Genomic DNA, 17,337 nt, shown 5'->3' with positions numbered 1-17,337 from the left:
ACGCTAGGACAATGAAGCCGCCGGACGCTGTGCCGACGATGCTTCGTTCGAGCCTTGAAAATGAAGCATTAACCTTGATGTTTGGTTAATGCGTCTTCACTGAAAGGCCGGAAGAGCGGGCCTTGCGGTCCGCCGGCCGTCTTTGCAGCCGGTATCGTCAGATGATGACGTGCGAGCCGAGTTCGACGACGCGGTTGGTCGGCAGGCGGAAGTAGTCGGAAGGGTCGATCGCGGCATTGGCGAGCGCGATGAACAGGCGGTCCTGCCAATGCGGCATGCCGGACTGGGCGTCCGGTACCAGCTTGCGCCGTCCGAGATAGAACGACGTCGACATGATGTCGAACTTCAGCCCCGACTTGCGGAAGAGCCCCAGCGCCTGCGAGACGTTTTGCGTCTCCATGAAACCGAAGCGCATTTCGAGCAGGGTGAAGCGTTCGGAAAGCGGCTGCACGCTGACGCGTTCGGCCTTTGGCACTTTCGGCGTATTGGCGGTGCGGATCGTCAGGATGAAATTCTGCTGATGCAGCACGTGATTGTGCTTGATGTTGTGCAGCAGGGCCGCGGGCGTCGATTCCGGGTCGCTCGTCAGGAACACCGCTGTGCCGGGCACCGAAACCGGCGCATGTTCGCTCTTGCGCTCGATCGACTTGACGAAGCTTGCCAGCGGAATGTCGATATGGCGGGTCTTGGCATGGAGAATTTCCGTGCCGCGTTTCCAGGTCCACATGATCACGATGAAGGTCGCGGCGATCAGCACCGGCACGTAGCCGCCGTCATGGATCTTCAGCATGTTGGCGCCGAGGAAGACGAATTCCAGCGCGAACAGCGGCAGCAGCACGGCGCCGGCCCAGAGCGCCGACCAGTTCCAGCGCGCACGCAGGAACTCGAAGGAGAGAACTGTCGTGACCACCATCGCGCCGGTGACCGAGATGCCATAGGCGGTGGCGAGCGATTCCGACGAGCCGAAGACGAAGACCAGCGCCATGACGCCGAACATCAGCAGCGTGTTGACGTTGGGCAGATAGATCTGCCCCGTGTGTGTCTCCGACGTGTGGAAGATCGCCATGCGCGGCAGGAAGCCGAGGTGGATCGCCTGCCGCGTCAATGAGAATGCGCCCGTTATCACCGCCTGGCTGGCAATGATCGTCGCGAACGTCGCCAGGATGACCACCGGCAGCAGCGCCCATTTCGGGAACATCAGGAAGAACGGGTCCGACATCGCCTCGGGGTTCTTCAGGATGAACGCGCCCTGGCCGAGATAGTTGAGCGTCAGCGCCGGAAAGACGACCAGGAACCATGCCCACTGGATGGGCCGGCGGCCGAAATGGCCAAGGTCCGCATAGAGCGCCTCTGCGCCGGTCACCGTCAGGAACACGGCGCCGAGCACGATGATGCCGACATAGCCCTCATTGAACATGAAGCTGACGGCATAATAAGGATTGAAAGCCTTGAAGATCGACAGGTCGTCGGAAATGTGGACAAGGCCGATGCCACCCATGACCAGGAACCAGACGAGCGTGATCGGGCCGAAGAAGTTGGAGACCGCGGCCGTGCCCTTGGACTGCACGGCAAACATCAAGAGCAGGATGACCACGGCAATGGGAACGACATAGTCCGACAGCGCCGGGGTCACGAGTTTCAAGCCCTCGACGGCCGAAAGCACTGACAGAGCCGGCGTGATCATCGCATCGCCGATGAACAGCGCGGCACCGGCAATGCCCATGAAGAACAGGATGGCCGTGTGGCCATTCCCCGTTTTCATCAGCAGCGCCAGCAGCGAGAGCGTGCCGCCCTCCCCCTGGTTGTCGGCGCGCAGCAGAAACAGCACATATTTGATCGTGACGATGATCGTCAGCGTCCAGATCATCAGCGAGATCAGGCCGATGATTTCGACATCGGTGACGCCGTCGTGGGACACCGGGCGCAGCGCTTCGCGAAACGCGTAGAGCGGGCTGGTGCCGATATCGCCATAGACGACGCCGATGGAGCCGAGGCCGAGGACGAGCAGCCGGCGCAGGTCTTTCGACCCTTGTGTGGAAGGGGCATGCGATTGGGTCATGCGTGTCCTACAGGCTGTTACAGCCAGCCTTTCCAGCGAAAGAAGAAAAACGGTATCACGGCGGATATCACCATGGCAGCCAGCGCCCAGGGATAGCCGAGCGGCCATTCGAGTTCCGGCATGACGCGAAAGTTCATGCCGTAGACGGAAGCGACCAGCGTCGGCGGCAACAATACCACCGAAGCGATCGAGAAAATCTTGATGATGGCATTCTGCTCGACATTGATGAGGCCGAGAGAGGCGTCGAGCAGGAAGGTGATGTTGCCGGAGATGAACGACGCATGTTCCGACAATGTCTGGATGTCGCGCGAGATCGAGCGGCAAAGTTCGCGGCGGTCCTTGTCCGCCTGGACCTCGGGAACGGTGTAGACGAAGGTCAACAGGCGCGAGAGCGACGCGAGGCTATCGCGGGTCTTGGCGACCAGCCGGTGATGGCCGGCGACATCGCGCAGGCGCGCTTCCAGAAAATGCGGCGGACGACGTTTGACGACTGCCTTGTCGCCAAAGACCTGCAGCGACAGATCGTCGATCTTGCCCACGGCCTGCTCGAGAATTTCGGCAGTGCGGTCGGCAATCGTTTCGAGCAACCGGGTCAGCATCACCACACCGTTCGGACAGCCGCCCGGAATCCGATGCATTGCCGCCTTGAAGAGGGCGAAGGCACGCGGTTCGGCGTAGCGAATGGTCACAAGACGCCCGCCATGCAGGATGAAGGCAACGTCGGTGAGATCGGGAATATCGGTTTCCGAACGATAGACCAGCGACGCCGTCATGAACACGGCATCGGCCTCGGTATAGAGCCGGCTCGACGGCTCGATGTCCTTCAGGTCGTCGCGTGTCGGGATCGAGATGCCCAGAAGCTTCTCCATCATCAGATCCTCGGCCTTGCTCGGCTCGACGAGGTCGACCCAAACGATATCTGGCCGCAGGGCAACGAGCTCATCCGCCACCGACAGGGTGACAGTCTCACCGTTGGAGCAATAGCCCGTGATCATTCAGGCGCCCTTCCCGCAGCTGCGGCCCTGGGCAGAGGTGCGAACCCGAGCGAAAGTGAGCAACCGCATCGGCGCCACAGTATTCCCACAATCGAATTCCATCGGATGAAGCGTTCCGCCAGTCAGGACAAAATCCTCAACTCGGTCGTCGCGGGAGGACAAGATCTCCAGCGAGAGGGCGCTAAGTTGGGCACCTTCGCAAGTGCGGCACGGCATATGGCGCAATACAGACGCAAAATCAATGCCCCCTCGATACATGACACAGGCGCCGTCTACTGTTCCGGCGTCACCCTACTGCATGTTTCGCCGAATCGAAATCGGGGCGCGGACAAAATTGTGCCGCTATTCCAGGGGGCTGCAGCAGGCGACCGCCAAGTCGGGCTGCCACCGCAACGATGGCGTCCGACGAAGCTGGATGAAGGCCTATTCGAAGACGATGCTCGGCATTGCACGGCTCTTGTCGTCGCGGGCAGCCAAAACCTCAGCCCAGACCTTGGTCGCGATGTCGCGATAGATGCGGGCGATCTCGCCGTCTGCATCGGAAACGACCAGAGGCGTGCCCGCATCGGATGTTTCGCGGATGCCCATGGTCAACGGCACTTCGCCGAGGAAGGGTACGCCGATGCGCTCGGCCTCCTTGCGCGCGCCGCCATGGCCGAAAATGTCGTAGCGCTTGCCGGTGTCCGGCGCGACGAAATAGCTCATGTTCTCGATGATGCCGAGCACCGGCACTTCAACCTTGCGGAACATCGCCAGCCCTTTTCGGGCATCGATGAGCGCCAGGTCCTGCGGCGTCGAGACGATCACCGCGCCGGCGAGTGGAACTTGCTGTGCCATGGTCAATTGCGCGTCGCCGGTGCCTGGCGGCATATCGACAACCAGCACATCGAGATCACCCCAGGCGACTTCGCGCAGCATCTGCAACAGCGCCGACTGGATCATCGGGCCGCGCCAGATCATCGCTACTTCCTCGTCAACGAGGAAGCCCATGGACATGACCTTGAGGCCGTAGTTTTCCATCGGGCGGATCATCCGGCCCTCGATCTGCTGCGGCCGGCCGGAAATCTTCAGGAGGCGCGGCATCGACGGGCCATAGATGTCGGCGTCGAGCAGGCCGACTTTCAGGCCGTTGGCCTTCAGCGCCAGCGCCAGATTGACCGATGTGGTGGATTTGCCGACGCCGCCCTTGCCGGAGGCGACGGCGATGATTGCGCCAACGCCGGGAATGCCTGCCTTGGCGGGCGCGCCGCCGGCCGGACGCTGGCCATGGGCATGACCGGCATGGGCGCCGGCCGGTTGCGGACGCTGTACCGGGGCTGCCGCTGGTGCTGCCTTGCGGTCGGCCGTCAGAGCGACCATCGCCGCGCTGATTCCCGGGATTTCCCGCACCACGCGCTCTGCGGCTGCGCGCATCGGCTCCAGTTCCTTGGCCCGATCGGCCGGAACGGTGATCGAGAAATAGGCCTTGCCATCCGAAATGAAGACATCCGACACGAGCCCAAGCTCGACGATGTTGCCTTCCATGTCCGGTCCGCGGACCGTTCGCAGCTTATCAAGAACCACGTCTCTGGTGACTTCCGGCATCGCGCCCTCTCATTCTCTGCTATCTCTTGGATAACGTTTGTTATCCCTTAGATAATCGAGGCAGGGCGCTTCGCCAATGCGACATAACGGAAAAAGCAGGGCCGCCACTCACCCTGGTGTCCGTACATCCGGAATCACAAGCGTGATCCAGGGATCACACGGGGTTGGGTGGCGGCCCTTTTTGTCGCGACCTTCTTGGGCGCTGTCTTGTTTTTAGTCCCCTCTGGACATGCATCTAGCAATGCAGGATGCGTGCCAGATTCGAGGAAGAACAAAAAAGCGAATATTTTCAGTGGATTAGATGCGGCGTTGGTTGCCCGAGACCCCGAGAGCATCTGCCCAGTTTATGGGCAATGGTCTCAAATCCGCACAGGATCGGTGCATCTTTCAGCTGTGACCCACGCGGAAGACGGGGCGAAAGGCTTCGGGCCCGTCGCGCCGAACGACGGCTAGCTGATGTAGCCCTTCTTCATCGCCTTGACGACGGCCTGCGTCCGGTTCACCGCGTCGAGCTTCTTGGTGACGTGGTTGAGGTAGTGGTTCACCGTGTGCTCGGAGAGGCCGAGAATGCCGGCAATCTCGGCGCTGGTCTTTCCCGCCGCCGTCCAGCTCAGGCACTGGATCTCGCGCTCGGACAGCGACGCACTGCTGTTCTTCCACACGGAACCGATCTCGGCCAACCGGTTGTAGACATGGATCGCGATCATCTGCAGTTCCATGATCACCGTCATCGGCAGTTCGGCTTCCGGCCCCATCAGGATGACGGCGCCACGGCCGCCTTCGGCGTCATGCACCGGGAAGTAGCTGGCCTGGAAGATGGCGTTCTCGCGCAGCATCGCAATGTATTCCCGGGCTGAATCGGGCTTGCCGCCCTCGCCTTCCCAGGCATCGAGCGTCACCTGGAACGGCGTCGTCGTTTCCCGCAGCCGCTTGACGCCGGTGCTGAAGCGCAGCATCGACAGGCTGTCATATTTGTTGAGCAGCTCTGCCGGCATATTGGAAATGACCGTGGTTGCCGCCAGGCGCTCGACATCAATGGAAGGGATCGAACAGATGAGAAAGGTTTTGAAGCCGAACATCTGCGTGATCCGCCGCATATAGCGGATGATGTCGAACTGGGTCTCCAGTTTTGCGATCTCGGACGCGAAATCACCGCCCCGGGGCAGATCTGCGTCAGTCGTCCCGGTGGTCATCGTATCCTGCATTCGCGCGTTCCATGGCATTCATCAACTATCAAATAGACCGACCTGCAGGCCAATGCCAACAGATGATCGAGATTCCCTGCCCTACGCGCCCAAAAGCCTGTGTATTTCCCTACAAGCGACCTGCGCCATGCCGCAGCATCCAGCTTTGATGTGCAGGATGTGCCAATTCTCAGTTGATCAAACCGGCACGCATGGCCTTGACGACCGTTTGCACGCGATTGACCGAATCCAGCTTTCGCGTCGCCCGGTTGAGATAGTGGTTCACCGTATACTCCGATAGCGCCAGGATGCGCGCCATCTCGCTCGTGGTCTTGCCGGCGGCGGCCCAGCGCAGGCATTCGACCTCGCGGCGCGACAGGCTTCCCGAGCCGCGTCGCCCGCGCTCACGCACCTCGGCCAGCTTGCTGAACAGAATACCGGCCCACAGATTGAGTTCCTGCATCTCGTCGTTCGACACCACAGGGCGGTCGCCGCCAAAGGCAATCGCAGCCCGGTGGCCGCCAGCGTCGTGCACCGGCAGATAGATGCCGCGCGGCATGCCCGCCTGCTCAAAGACGCAGATGGCCGCGTCGCCCTTGCCATCGGCGCGGCGGCGCGCCAGTTGATGGGCATCATAGGTAAACGGTATGGTGCTGCGGCGCAGACGCTGGATCACAGGGCTGCCATTGATCAGGCCAGCGCTGTCGTAGCCTTTCAGGAACTCGACCGGATAGGTCGTCATGATGGCGTTGTCCTCAAGGCTGTTACAGCCGGTATCCGGAACGGCGAGCACAAGGAAACCACGGAAGCCGTAGGCCTCCGCAACCTGGCCGATCACCCGTCTGATATCGTCCTCGCAACAAATCGGCCCCCTCACGGACCGTCCGTCAGGAAGCATCAATGACGCCATATTCGCGCTGAAATCGATCATCTTCCGCCCTTCTCCACATCCAGCTCCGGGGAGGAGCACGGCCGCTGACGCCGCATGAAGATCACGTCAAAATTTCTATCAATGTCATAATCAACTCTGTCCGCGGGAACCGCGAAGCGAGTCTGATATATTAACGTTATCGAGCTTGGAACACTACGTCCAGTCGAAGTTTCTAATTTACCGTAAAGTGAACTCAAGGTCCACCGCGGCCCGGACCGAGGCGAATCGCGGCCTCCTCCCCGATCGCCGCCGCCGCCGTCCGTACCGCCCCCGACCAGGCGGCCAGTTGCTCCATGCTCACCCGATAGGCCGGTCCCGTAACCGAGATTCCAGCCGTCAGATCGCTACCCGAAACACGGATCGGCGCAGCCACGCAACGGATCTCTATCTCATGTTCTTCCCGATCGAAAGCGTGTCCGTCGCGGCGAATGTCCGCAATCTCCGCCAGCAACGTTTCGGCCGAGCGATGCGTATGCGGGGTGAACGCGTGGAACGCCATTTTTGCAACAAGCCGCTCCAGTTCCGGTTGCGGCAACAGCGACAGCGCCGCCTTGCCGATGCCGGTGCAATAGACGGGAGAGGCCTTGCCGATCTGCGAACTCATGCGCACCGTCTGCCGGCTTTCGACCTTGTCGACATAGACGATCTCGGTTTCCCTGAGGATGCCGAGATGCACAGTCTCACCCGTCAACTCGTGCAGGCTGCGAAGATGCGGTTCAGCAACGTCGCGGAAGCGATTGCTGGACCAGGAGCGATAGGCAAGTGTGAGCAGGCGCAGGCCCGGCTCGTAGCAGAGATCGCGCCGCTGCACGAGCAGCCCTTCCTCGACGAGATGGCTGAGCAGCCGATGCAAGGTTCCGCGCGGCTGGCCGGATCGGGCAAGGATGTCGGTGAAACGCTGCGGCCCATCCGCCATCACAACGGCCTCAAGAACGGCCATGGCCTTGCCGAGCGTGCCGGTACCCGCCACCTCACCATCCGCAAACACTGCCAGGTCTTCGCTCATGTCGCTCGCATCATTCCGGTCCCATCAAGGTCCAAGGTCCGCCATCCTATCTTGACAAGATAACCGCCGTCGCCCGATAATTCCATATAATAAAATCACGTTCCACATATTGGAACAAAGAAACCTGCAAGCGTGCCGGGACGGCGCGAATGGGGAGTGCCCGACCGATGCCGTTGCCTGCGGCCCAATTTCACGACCTGAGGGATCGCTGTATCCTTGTCACCGGCGGTGGCGCCGGCATCGGTGCGGCACTCGTCGAAGGTTTCGTTCGTCAAGGGGCGCACGTCGCCTTCGTCGACATCGACGAGGCGGCAAGCCGGGAGCTCGCCGACAGGCTTTCTGTCGAGGCCGGATATAGGCCGCTCTTCATTCATGCCGACCTGCGCGATATCGAGGCATTGAGGACAGCCGCCGAAACGGCCGCGGCGACACTTGGCGCGATCCACGTGCTCGTCAACAATGCCGCACGCGACGACCGGCAGCCGCTCGAAAGCGTCACCGAAGAGAGCTGGGACGAAAGCCAGGCCGTCAATCTCAGGCACCTGTTCTTCATGAGCCAGGCGATAGCGCCGCATATGCGCCGGGCCGGCGGCGGATCGATCGTCAACTTCTCGTCGATCGCCTTCCTGCTCAACATGGCGGAAATCCCCGCCTATGCGACGGCCAAGGCGGGCATCATCGGATTGACGAAGTCGCTTGCCGGCAAGCTTGGCCCCGACAATATCCGCGTCAATGCGATCCTACCCGGCATGATCGTTACCGAGCGCCAAAAGAAACTCTGGCTCGACGAAACGGCGATTGCAGCGATGCTGGAGAAACAATGCCTGAAGCGAAGCCTGACCGCCGAGGACCTCGTCGGCCCATGCCTTTACCTGGCGTCCAACAGTTCCATGGGCATGACGGCCCAAACGATGATCATTGACGGAGGCGCACTTTGATGACCGCAGCCTATTATGCCGCAGTCGACTGGGGAACCACGAGCTTTCGGCTCTGGATCATTGCCGAAGACGGCGCGGTGCTTGCAGAGCGGCGCAGCGGCGAAGGCATGACCACGGCCGCCAAGACCGGCTTTTCAACCGTGCTGGAAGCACATCTGGCGGCGGTGGCCGCACCGACGCACCTGCCCGTCATCATCTGCGGCATGGCGGGCGCCAAGCAGGGCTGGCTGGAGGCCGGCTACCTCGATACGCCCGCCGTCCTCTCGAGAATTGCGGCAAGCGCCGTCGCGGTGCCCGATGTCGGCCGCGACATCCGCATTCTGCCGGGTCTTGCCCAGCGCGATCAGCAGCATCCCGACGTCATGCGTGGCGAAGAGACCCAGCTGCTCGGCGCTGCAGCCAGGCTTGGCGACGGCCGGCACCTCGTCTGCATGCCCGGAACCCACAGCAAATGGGTGCGGCTCGACGGCGGCAAGGTCACCGGTTTCTCGACCTTCATGACCGGCGAATTGTTCGACGTGATCGCCAGGCATTCCATTCTCAGCCATTCGGTCGCGGATGCGCAGGTTTTTTCCCGCGACCATCCCGCGTTCCTCGCCGCCGTCGCGGCGGCCTACGCCGACCCGGCGCTCGCCACCAACCTGCCGTTCGGCGTGCGGGCCGGGCAATTGCTGCACGGCACGACGGCGACGGACGCCAAGGCGACGCTGTCGGGTACGCTGATCGGGCTTGAGATCGCCGGCGCCCTGGCAGCGGCCGGAACCGTCGATAGCGTCTGCCTCGTCGCCTCCGGCTCTCTCGGTGCGCTCTATCGCGAAGCACTTGCAAGCCTCAATCTTAGCCCCCGGATCGTCGACGCCGACGAGGCCGTGCGCGCCGGCCTTTCGACTGCCGCACAGGCAATCTGGCCCCTCTGACCGAAAGACTGCTGATATGAACCGTATCCCCTTTCCGCCGATGAAATACCCGCTGGTCGCCATCCTGCGCGGCCTCAAGCCCGAGGAAACCGAAGGCGTCGTCGGCACGCTGATCGAGGCGGGCTTCACCGCGATCGAGATCCCGCTCAATTCGCCGGACCCGTTCCGGTCGATCGAAACCGCGGTAAAGATGGCGCCGCAGGGCTGCCTGATCGGCGCCGGCACGGTGCTGACGACCGCGCAGGTCGAACAGCTTGCCGATGTCGGCGGACGGCTGATGGTCAGCCCCAATGTCGAGCCGGCAGTGATCCGGCTGGCGGCGCAAAAGGGCATGGTGACCATGCCCGGCGTCTTCACCCCGACGGAGGCGCTCGCGGCCGCTGCGGCAGGCGCAACCGGCCTCAAATTCTTCCCGGCAAGCGTGCTCGGCCCTTCCGGGATCGCCGCGATCCGCACCGTGCTGCCGACCGATGTCGAAGTGGCAGCCGTCGGCGGCGTGTCGGAGGAGAATTTCGCCGACTATGCCAAGATCGGCATCAGAAGCTTCGGGCTCGGATCGAGCCTCTACAAGCCCGGAATGAGTGCCTCCGACGTCGGCAAGCGCGCCGTCGCGACAGTCAAGGCCTACGACGCCGTCTACGGAGCACGATGATGAGCGATAGTATTCCTTTTGCCGGCAGCATCCTTTGCGGAGCGACCTCGATCCTCGGGGAAGGCCCAACCTACGACCCCGGCAGCGGCACCGCCTGGTGGTTCAACATCAAGGGCCAGGAACTGCACGAACTGCACCTCGAAACCGGCCGCAAGGCCGTGCATGCGCTTCCGTTCCTCGGCAGCGTCCTTGCCGTCATCGATCCGCTCCGGCAACTGATCGTTTCCGACCAGGGGCTGTTCCTGAGAGATACGCAGACGGGCGCGTTCAGCCTCGTGACGACGCTGGAGGACAAGCCCGGCAACCGCTCGAACGACGGCCGCGTTCATGCGTCCGGTTCGCTGTGGATCGGCACCATGGGGCGCAGCGCCGAAAAGGGAGCGGGCGCGATCTATCACGTCGCCGGCACGCAGGTGACTAGGCTCTATGACCGGATCACCATTCCCAACAGCATCTGCTTTTCGCCTGACGGAACCGTTGCCTATTTCGTCGACACCGATGTCAACCACCTGATGCGCGTCGACATCGATGCCGAGACGGGATTGCCAACGGGCGAGCCCAGCCTGCTCGTCGACAGCAGCGGCGAGGCCGGCGGCATCGATGGCTCGGTCTGCGACGCCGACGGCTTGATCTGGAATGCCCGCTGGGGCAGCGGCACGGTCGACGTCTATAGGCCCGACGGCGTGCGTCTCACGCGCTATGCGATGCCGACGACGCAGCCGAGCTGCACGGCCTTCATCGGGGCGAAGGCCGACCGCATGCTGGTGACGTCGGCCTGGCAGGATCTGGACGAAGCGGCGCGCGCAGCTGATCCGCATGCCGGCAAGACCTTCGAACTCGGCGTCAGCGTCAACGGCCGGTTCGAGCCGTCCTTCCGCCTCTGATCGGAAACCCTACAGCACCGCGCGTCTTATTAGACGCGCAAAGGTCGCTGTAGCACTTTGAAGTGCTGCATGTTTTTTCCTTAAATCGAATGGGATTTTAAAGAAACATGCAGTAGCGAAGCGCCAATAAAAAGTCATACAATTCATCCACGCGATCAATCGCATGGTGAGGAGGAAGCTTGAATGAGCGACAAGAAGAAAGAACTGCGCAGTCGGCACTGGTATGGCGGCACCCACAAGGATGGTTTCATCCATCGCTCCTGGATGAAGAACCAGGGATTTCCGGACCATGTCTTCGACGGGCGCCCGATCATCGGCATCTGCAACACCTGGTCGGAACTGACCCCATGCAACAGCCACCTGCGCATTCTGGCTGAGGGCGTCAAGCGCGGCGTCTGGGAGGCCGGCGGCTTTCCGGTCGAGTTTCCGGTGTCCTCGCTTGGCGAAACGCAGATGCGGCCGACGGCGATGTTGTTTCGCAACCTGCTCGCCATGGACGTCGAGGAGGCAATCCGCGCCTATGGCATCGACGGCGTCGTGCTGCTTGGCGGCTGCGACAAGACGACACCCGGCCAGCTGATGGGCGCGGCTTCGGTGGACCTGCCGACGATCGTCGTTTCCTCCGGGCCGATGCTGAACGGCAAATGGAAGGGCAAGGACATCGGCTCCGGCACCGACGTCTGGAAATTTTCAGAAGCGGTGCGCGCCGGCGAGATGAGCGTTCAGGAGTTCATGGCGGCCGAGAGCGGCATGTCGCGTTCGCCCGGCGTCTGCATGACCATGGGCACGGCCACCACCATGGCGTCGATCGTCGAGGCGATGGGCCTGTCGCTGCCGATGAATGCCGCACTCCCCGCCGTCGATGCGCGCCGAATGGCGCTGTCGCACATGACGGGCAAGCGCATCGTCGAGATGGTGCATGAGGATCTGCGCCTGTCGAAGATCCTGACCAAGAAGAATTTCGAAAACGGGATCATTGCCAACGCCGCCGTCGGCGGATCGACCAATGCGGTCGTGCATATGCTGGCGATCGCCGGCCGTGCCGGCGTCGATCTCTGTCTCGAGGACTTCGACCGCGTCGGCGGTCAGGTGCCGTGCATCGTCAACTGCATGCCTTCAGGCAAGTATCTGATCGAGGATCTCGCCTATGCCGGCGGCCTGCCAGCCGTCATGAACCGCATCCAGCATCTGCTGCATGCGGATGCGCCAACGGTCTTCGGCATGCCGATCAGCCGATATTGGGAAGACGCCGAGGTCTTCAACGACGACGTCATCCGCCCACTCGACAATCCGCTGCGTGCGGCAGCCGGCATTCGCGTGCTCAAAGGCAACCTTGCGCCGAACGGCGCGGTCATCAAGCCGTCTGCCGCCAGCGAACATCTGCTGGCGCATGAGGGCCCGGCCTATGTCTTCGAGACGATCGAGGACCTGAAGGCCAAGATCGACGATCCGGATCTGCCGGTGACCGAAGACACCATCCTGGTGCTCAAGGGCTGCGGTCCCAAGGGGTATCCCGGCATGGCGGAAGTCGGCAACATGCCGATCCCGCGCCGGCTGGTCGAAAAGGGCGTGCGCGACATGGTGCGCGTTTCGGACGCCCGCATGTCGGGTACGGCGTTTGGAACCGTCGTGCTGCATGTCAGCCCGGAATCGAACGCCGGCGGGCCGTTGGCGATCGTCAGAACCGGTGACCGCATCCGGCTCGACGCGATGAAGGGCGAACTCAACCTGATGATCAGCGAGGAAGAGTTTGCAGCCCGCATGGCCGCCTGGCAGCCGCCGGAGCAGAAATGGACACGCGGCTACTACAAGCTCTATCAGGATACGGTGCTGCAGGCGGACAAGGGCGCCGACCTGGATTTCCTCGTTGGCGGAAGCGGCAGCGAGGTTCTGCGCGAAAGCCATTGAGGATAGCTGTTGCGCCAAGCGACACGGCAGTGGAACCCCGCCCCTTCGGCGGGGTTTTCGTTTATCCGGCCGTCGATCGGCGACCGACCAGCAACTCGGTGGCCGGCGCCAACGAGCGCAGCCGCGACCAGGTCTCATAGCCATAGATGGCGAGACCAACCGCAATGAAGAGTTCCTTGTATTCGGTCGGATCCCAGATGCGCACGAGTTCCTGCGCCTGCAGCACGAACAGTTCCTGGATCGCGACGATCAGGATCGCGCCGGCGGTGAGCACTGTGAATTCCCGCCATAAGCCGCCCCGCAGTGCGAGATCGGCGATCACCAGCAGGATGATTATCGTCATCATCACCATCATCTGGGTCGGCAGCATGCTCCAGTTGTCGCTGTTGAACGCCGCCATCGGTGCGCTTGCCGCCAACACCAAAACGCTCGGCGTGAATGCTTCGAACCGCCCGAGCGCGAAACCCTTGCGAAGGTAGAGCCAGACAAAGGGCGCTAACGTCAAAAGCACGAAGCTGCCGGTATAATAGAGCAGCTCGGTGAAACCGGTTGAGATGTTGTGCAGGTTCAGTTCCTGCTGCTTGTTGAGGCCCAGCAACGCGTCGGGCGTGGAAATGCCGAACACGCGTTGCATCCAGGATATCTCTTCCATGCCGACGATGAACAGAACAAGGCTGAAGGATGCCGCGGCACCGGCCGCCAGCCATGCGACGCGATCGGCCTCACCCCGCGCCGCGCGCAATTGACCCATGGCCGCCAGCGCGAAGAACACGCTTGAGGCAAAGATCAACAGGGCGGAAAGCCACTCGAAGATGTTGTCCTCGCGGGCCAGGGCGCTGAAGATCGCGGCATCGACGCTGAAAAGAAGGGCCGCCGCGGCTGCAAAGACCGGCATTGCGATGCAGATCCACAGTTCGCGGCGTGAGGCCATCCGAAGCGCGGGTGCGCCGAGCCAGGACGCATCGCGCGTGAACCCCTGAATAGCCGCAAGCGACAGACTGAGCGACACCCATGCATGCCAAAGATTGTAGGGTTCGATCTCAGGCATCCGCTCCGAAAAATAGCGCACGCCGAACAGGCTGCGCTCGATCCCGACAAGGCAGACCATCACCAAAACGGAAAGCAGGGAAACGGAGAGAAATCGCCGTGGCAGAAACATGGGGAACCGTCCAGATCAACAGGATGGAATATCCACGAAGAATGCTCCATCCCGTCTTCAGCAAGTATAGGCAAGAACACTCAATATTGTATGAATGTAAAGCAGAACTCAATAAACCACTAAAATACATAGCCGGAGTGATGACGCTCCGATATCTGCCGAAAGGTGAGCGACGACCACCGGCGATATTGATCTGCGACCATAGAAGTTTGGCGCATGACTGCCAGAATTCCGGCGCGATCAGTCGAATTTTTCTGGAACCGTTTCTGCCGCCAGGCGTTGCTTTGGTATCACCGGTGCGGTGGAAACCTGGCGACGATCAGGACCGCGCCTTGATCGACAACGTCAAGGAAAGGCAGTTTGAGATGACCAAGAAACTTGTATCTTCCGTTGCGGCCGGTGCGCTTATCGCGAGTGTTGCGTTCGCGCCGATGACCTTCGCTCAGGACGCCACCCAGCCTAAGCCGGCCGAGCCGCAGACGATGGAAATTCAGCCGGCTCCGGGTGCCGAAGCACCTGCAGACCAGGCGCAGACGACACCGCCGGCAACCACCGAAGCACCTGCTGTCACGGCCCAGTCTGACGGAACGTACCTGACCGAACAGGCCAGTGACCAGATCGCGACCAGCACCTATGTCGGCCAGACCGTCTATAATGCCGGCGACGAAAATGTCGGTGAGATTAACGACCTGATCATCAAGAAGGATGGCGGCGTTGTAGCTGCTGTGATCGGTGTCGGCGGCTTCCTGGGCCTCGGTGAGAAGAACGTTGCGGTCCCGTTCGATCGCATTCAGATCTCCGAACAGGCCAATACGGATGCCTTGAAGCTGACGACGACGGAAACCGCCGAAACCTTGAAGGCGGCTCCCGAGTTCAAGACCAAGGCGCAGCAGGTCGCCGAACAGCTCGCCAACCAGCCGGTTGACACGTCGACGACCTCCTCGACCACCGGAACGGCACCGGCTACCCCGATGCAGCCGGCACCGGCTGAGGGTACCCAGCAGTAAGCTGGATCGTTAGACGACCAGAAGATGGAGCGGCGGTGCTTTCACCGCCGCTCGTTTTGTTCAGAAAAGCACGCCGTAGCGCAGCGCATCATAGATGCCGGCATGGATGTTGCGGCTGGCGACGGCATCGCCGATGCGGAACATGTCGAAGCCGGCGCCCGGGTTGCGCAGTGGGATCGGGTTTTCGCCGCGAAGCAGCGCCTTGTAGTCGACGGCGCCCAGATTGCGAGAAATCGGCTTCAATTCGCGGTAGAGATCGTCCATCGGCACGGTGCCGTGCTCGACCACCACCTGCGCCACCCGGCGTTCGCTCGATGCCGTGTCAGAAAAATCGGAACCGAGCGTCGCCACCAGCCCATTGCCTTCCCGCCGAACCGACCGGAGGCGGGTGTTGATCGTCACACGCACATTGTGATCTGCAAACGCCCTGGCGTAAGGCACATGGTTCATGCCGCCGACTTCGGGCGCGAACATGCGCTCGGGCGAGATGATCTCGAGCTCGACGCCAGCGCGCGCAATCAATTCGGCCGCAGTCATGCCGCTATGGGCGCCGTTGTCGTCATAGAGCAGCACGGGTCCCTCCGGCTTCACCGCACCGGCGATGATATCCCAGCTTGAGACAACCAGTTCGTCCCCCGCCTCCAGAGCCGGGTTTTGGGCGATGCCGCCGGTAGCAACGACGACAAGATCGGGCGACCGCTCCAGAACATCGTCGACGCCGGCAAAGACGTTGTAGTGGATCGGCACGCCAAGCCTCTCCAGCTCCGACAGCCGCCAGTCGACGATGCCGATCAGTTCCTTGCGCCGCGGATTGCGCTGGGCAAGCAGAATCTGCCCGCCCGCCTCGCCGGTAGCCTCGATGATCTCGACCACATGGCCGCGCTCGGCAAGCACACGCGCCGCCTCAAGGCCGGCCGGACCGGCACCGACGACGACGGCCTTTCGCTTCGGCCCTTCGCTTCTGGAGATGACGTGTGGCACGATCGCCTCGCGCCCAGTCGCCGCATTGTGAATGCAGAGTGCGCCGCCACCCTCGTAGATACGATCGAGACAGTAGGTCGCGCCGACGCAGGGGCGTATCTGGGCTTCCCGGCCCTCTTCGATTTTCCGGACGATATGCGGGTCGGCGATATGGGCACGGGTCATGCCGACCATGTCGAGTTTGCCCTCGGCTATCGCGTGGCGTGCGGTGGCGACATCGGCGATGCGGGCCGCATGGAAAACCGGAAATTTGGTCGCCGCCCTGATTTCGCCGGCAAAATCGAGATGCGGCGAGGCGGCCATGCCCTGGATCGGGATGACCTTGGTCAACGGCGCATCATGGTCGATGTGTCCGCGGATGATGTTGAGGAAATCGACCTTGCCGGAGTTTGCCAGGCGGCGGGCGATCTCGATGCCTTCTTCCTTCGAAAGCCCCTTCTCCCAATCCTCGTCTGCCACCATGCGCATGCCGACGATGAAATCCGGCCCGACGGACTTGCGGATGGCGTCGAGCACCATGTGGGTAAAGCGCAGGCGGTTGTCGAGCGAGCCGCCGAAGTCGTCGTCGCGCTGGTTGGTGGCAGGCGACCAGAAGCCGTCCATCAGATGGCCGTAGGCCTCAAGCTCTATACCATCAAGGCCGGCGGCCTGCATGCGGGCGGCGGCTGTCGCATAGTCGCCGACGATGCGCTCGATATCCCAGTCTTCGATCTCCTTTGGAAACGACCGATGCGCGGCCTCGCGCACCGGCGAGGCTGAGAGAACCGGCAGCCAGTCGCCCTTGTTCCAGCCGGTGCGGCGGCCGAGATGGGTGAGCTGGATCATCACCGCGGTGTCGTGCTCATGACAGTCGTCGGCGATCTTCTTCAGCCAGGGCACGATCTCGTCGGAATAGGCGTGGAGATTGCCGAAGGCAGGCGGAGAATCCTCCGAAACGATGGCGGAACCCGCCGTCATGGTCAGCGCCATGCCGCCCTTGGCCTTCTCAAGATGATAGAGGCGGTAGCGATCCTTCGGCATGCCGTCTTCGGAATAGGCCGGCTCATGGGACGTCGACATGATCCGGTTCTTGAGCGTCAGATGCTTGAGGCGGTAAGGCTGGAGCAGTGGGTCTTTCGGCAGCGTCATTTCT

At 62.0% G+C, this 17,337-nt stretch carries 14 protein-coding genes; 6 read left to right on the top strand and 8 right to left on the bottom strand.

Annotated elements, in window-relative coordinates; translation table 11 throughout:
* Positions 1-157: 157 nt before the first annotated feature.
* The 6 genes from ASD52_RS15485 to ASD52_RS15455 form a co-directional block, all read right to left on the bottom strand.
* Complete coding sequence (locus ASD52_RS15485) at positions 158-2,059, bottom strand: potassium transporter Kup (RefSeq protein ID WP_025426096.1); 1,902 nt, start codon at positions 2,057-2,059, stop codon at positions 158-160.
* A 17-nt stretch (positions 2,060-2,076) separates the two neighbouring features.
* Positions 2,077-3,054 carry a magnesium transporter CorA family protein gene (locus tag ASD52_RS15480; RefSeq protein WP_057224785.1) on the bottom strand — a complete coding sequence of 326 codons (978 nt, stop codon included), beginning with the start codon at positions 3,052-3,054 and terminating at the stop codon, positions 2,077-2,079.
* A gap of 423 nt (positions 3,055-3,477) precedes the next feature.
* Entirely contained in the window at positions 3,478-4,638 is a 1,161-nt protein-coding gene (apbC, locus tag ASD52_RS15470; RefSeq protein ID WP_025426093.1) for an iron-sulfur cluster carrier protein ApbC, read from the bottom strand.
* Between the two features lie 449 nt (positions 4,639-5,087).
* A complete protein-coding gene (locus ASD52_RS15465; RefSeq protein ID WP_025426092.1) occupies positions 5,088-5,843 on the bottom strand; it encodes a LuxR family transcriptional regulator in 756 nt (251 codons plus the stop codon).
* Positions 5,844-6,012: 169 nt separating this feature from the next.
* Positions 6,013-6,753 (bottom strand): autoinducer binding domain-containing protein, encoded by a 741-nt coding sequence (locus tag ASD52_RS15460; RefSeq protein ID WP_025426091.1) that lies wholly within the window; start codon positions 6,751-6,753, stop codon positions 6,013-6,015.
* Between the two features lie 193 nt (positions 6,754-6,946).
* On the bottom strand, positions 6,947-7,759 hold the full coding sequence (locus tag ASD52_RS15455; protein WP_025426090.1) for an IclR family transcriptional regulator: 813 nt from the start codon (positions 7,757-7,759) through the stop codon (positions 6,947-6,949).
* A 167-nt stretch (positions 7,760-7,926) separates the two neighbouring features.
* Between ASD52_RS15455 and ASD52_RS15450 the strand changes: the two genes are divergently transcribed.
* The 5 genes from ASD52_RS15450 (at position 7,927) to ASD52_RS15430 (ending at position 13,058) form a co-directional block, all read left to right on the top strand.
* Positions 7,927-8,697, top strand: a complete 771-nt coding sequence (locus ASD52_RS15450) for an SDR family oxidoreductase (protein WP_057211578.1) — start codon at positions 7,927-7,929, stop codon at positions 8,695-8,697.
* Complete coding sequence (locus ASD52_RS15445) at positions 8,694-9,614, top strand: 2-dehydro-3-deoxygalactonokinase (protein WP_025426088.1); 921 nt, start codon at positions 8,694-8,696, stop codon at positions 9,612-9,614. Before ASD52_RS15450 ends, ASD52_RS15445 begins: the two co-directional genes overlap by 4 nt.
* 16 nt (positions 9,615-9,630) lie before the next feature.
* Entirely contained in the window at positions 9,631-10,266 is a 636-nt protein-coding gene (locus ASD52_RS15440) for a 2-dehydro-3-deoxy-6-phosphogalactonate aldolase (RefSeq protein ID WP_025426087.1), read from the top strand.
* Positions 10,266-11,150, top strand: coding sequence for an SMP-30/gluconolactonase/LRE family protein (locus tag ASD52_RS15435; RefSeq protein WP_025426086.1), 885 nt, complete (start codon positions 10,266-10,268; stop codon positions 11,148-11,150). The genes ASD52_RS15440 and ASD52_RS15435 overlap by 1 nt, the downstream gene beginning before the upstream one ends.
* 183 nt (positions 11,151-11,333) lie before the next feature.
* On the top strand, positions 11,334-13,058 hold the full coding sequence (locus ASD52_RS15430) for an IlvD/Edd family dehydratase (protein ID WP_025426085.1): 1,725 nt from the start codon (positions 11,334-11,336) through the stop codon (positions 13,056-13,058).
* 61 nt (positions 13,059-13,119) lie between these two features.
* Here the strand turns inward: ASD52_RS15430 and ASD52_RS15425 are convergent, their stop codons facing one another.
* Complete coding sequence (locus tag ASD52_RS15425; RefSeq protein ID WP_057224783.1) at positions 13,120-14,217, bottom strand: hypothetical protein; 1,098 nt, start codon at positions 14,215-14,217, stop codon at positions 13,120-13,122.
* Between the two features lie 365 nt (positions 14,218-14,582).
* Between ASD52_RS15425 and ASD52_RS15420 the strand changes: the two genes are divergently transcribed.
* Positions 14,583-15,224 (top strand): PRC-barrel domain-containing protein, encoded by a 642-nt coding sequence (locus tag ASD52_RS15420; RefSeq protein WP_025426083.1) that lies wholly within the window; start codon positions 14,583-14,585, stop codon positions 15,222-15,224.
* A 60-nt stretch (positions 15,225-15,284) separates the two neighbouring features.
* On the opposite strand, the gene ASD52_RS15415 is transcribed toward ASD52_RS15420, so the two are convergent.
* Positions 15,285-17,333, bottom strand: a complete 2,049-nt coding sequence (locus tag ASD52_RS15415; RefSeq protein WP_025426082.1) for an NADH:flavin oxidoreductase — start codon at positions 17,331-17,333, stop codon at positions 15,285-15,287.
* Between the last annotated feature and the right edge of the window lie 4 nt (positions 17,334-17,337).

The organism is Ensifer sp. Root142 (assembly GCF_001426785.1).
Taxonomy (GTDB): Bacteria; Pseudomonadota; Alphaproteobacteria; order Rhizobiales; family Rhizobiaceae; genus Ensifer; species Ensifer canadensis.
The sequence above is the reverse complement of the archived record's forward strand: the minus strand, read 5'-3'. Positions and strand labels throughout refer to the sequence as shown.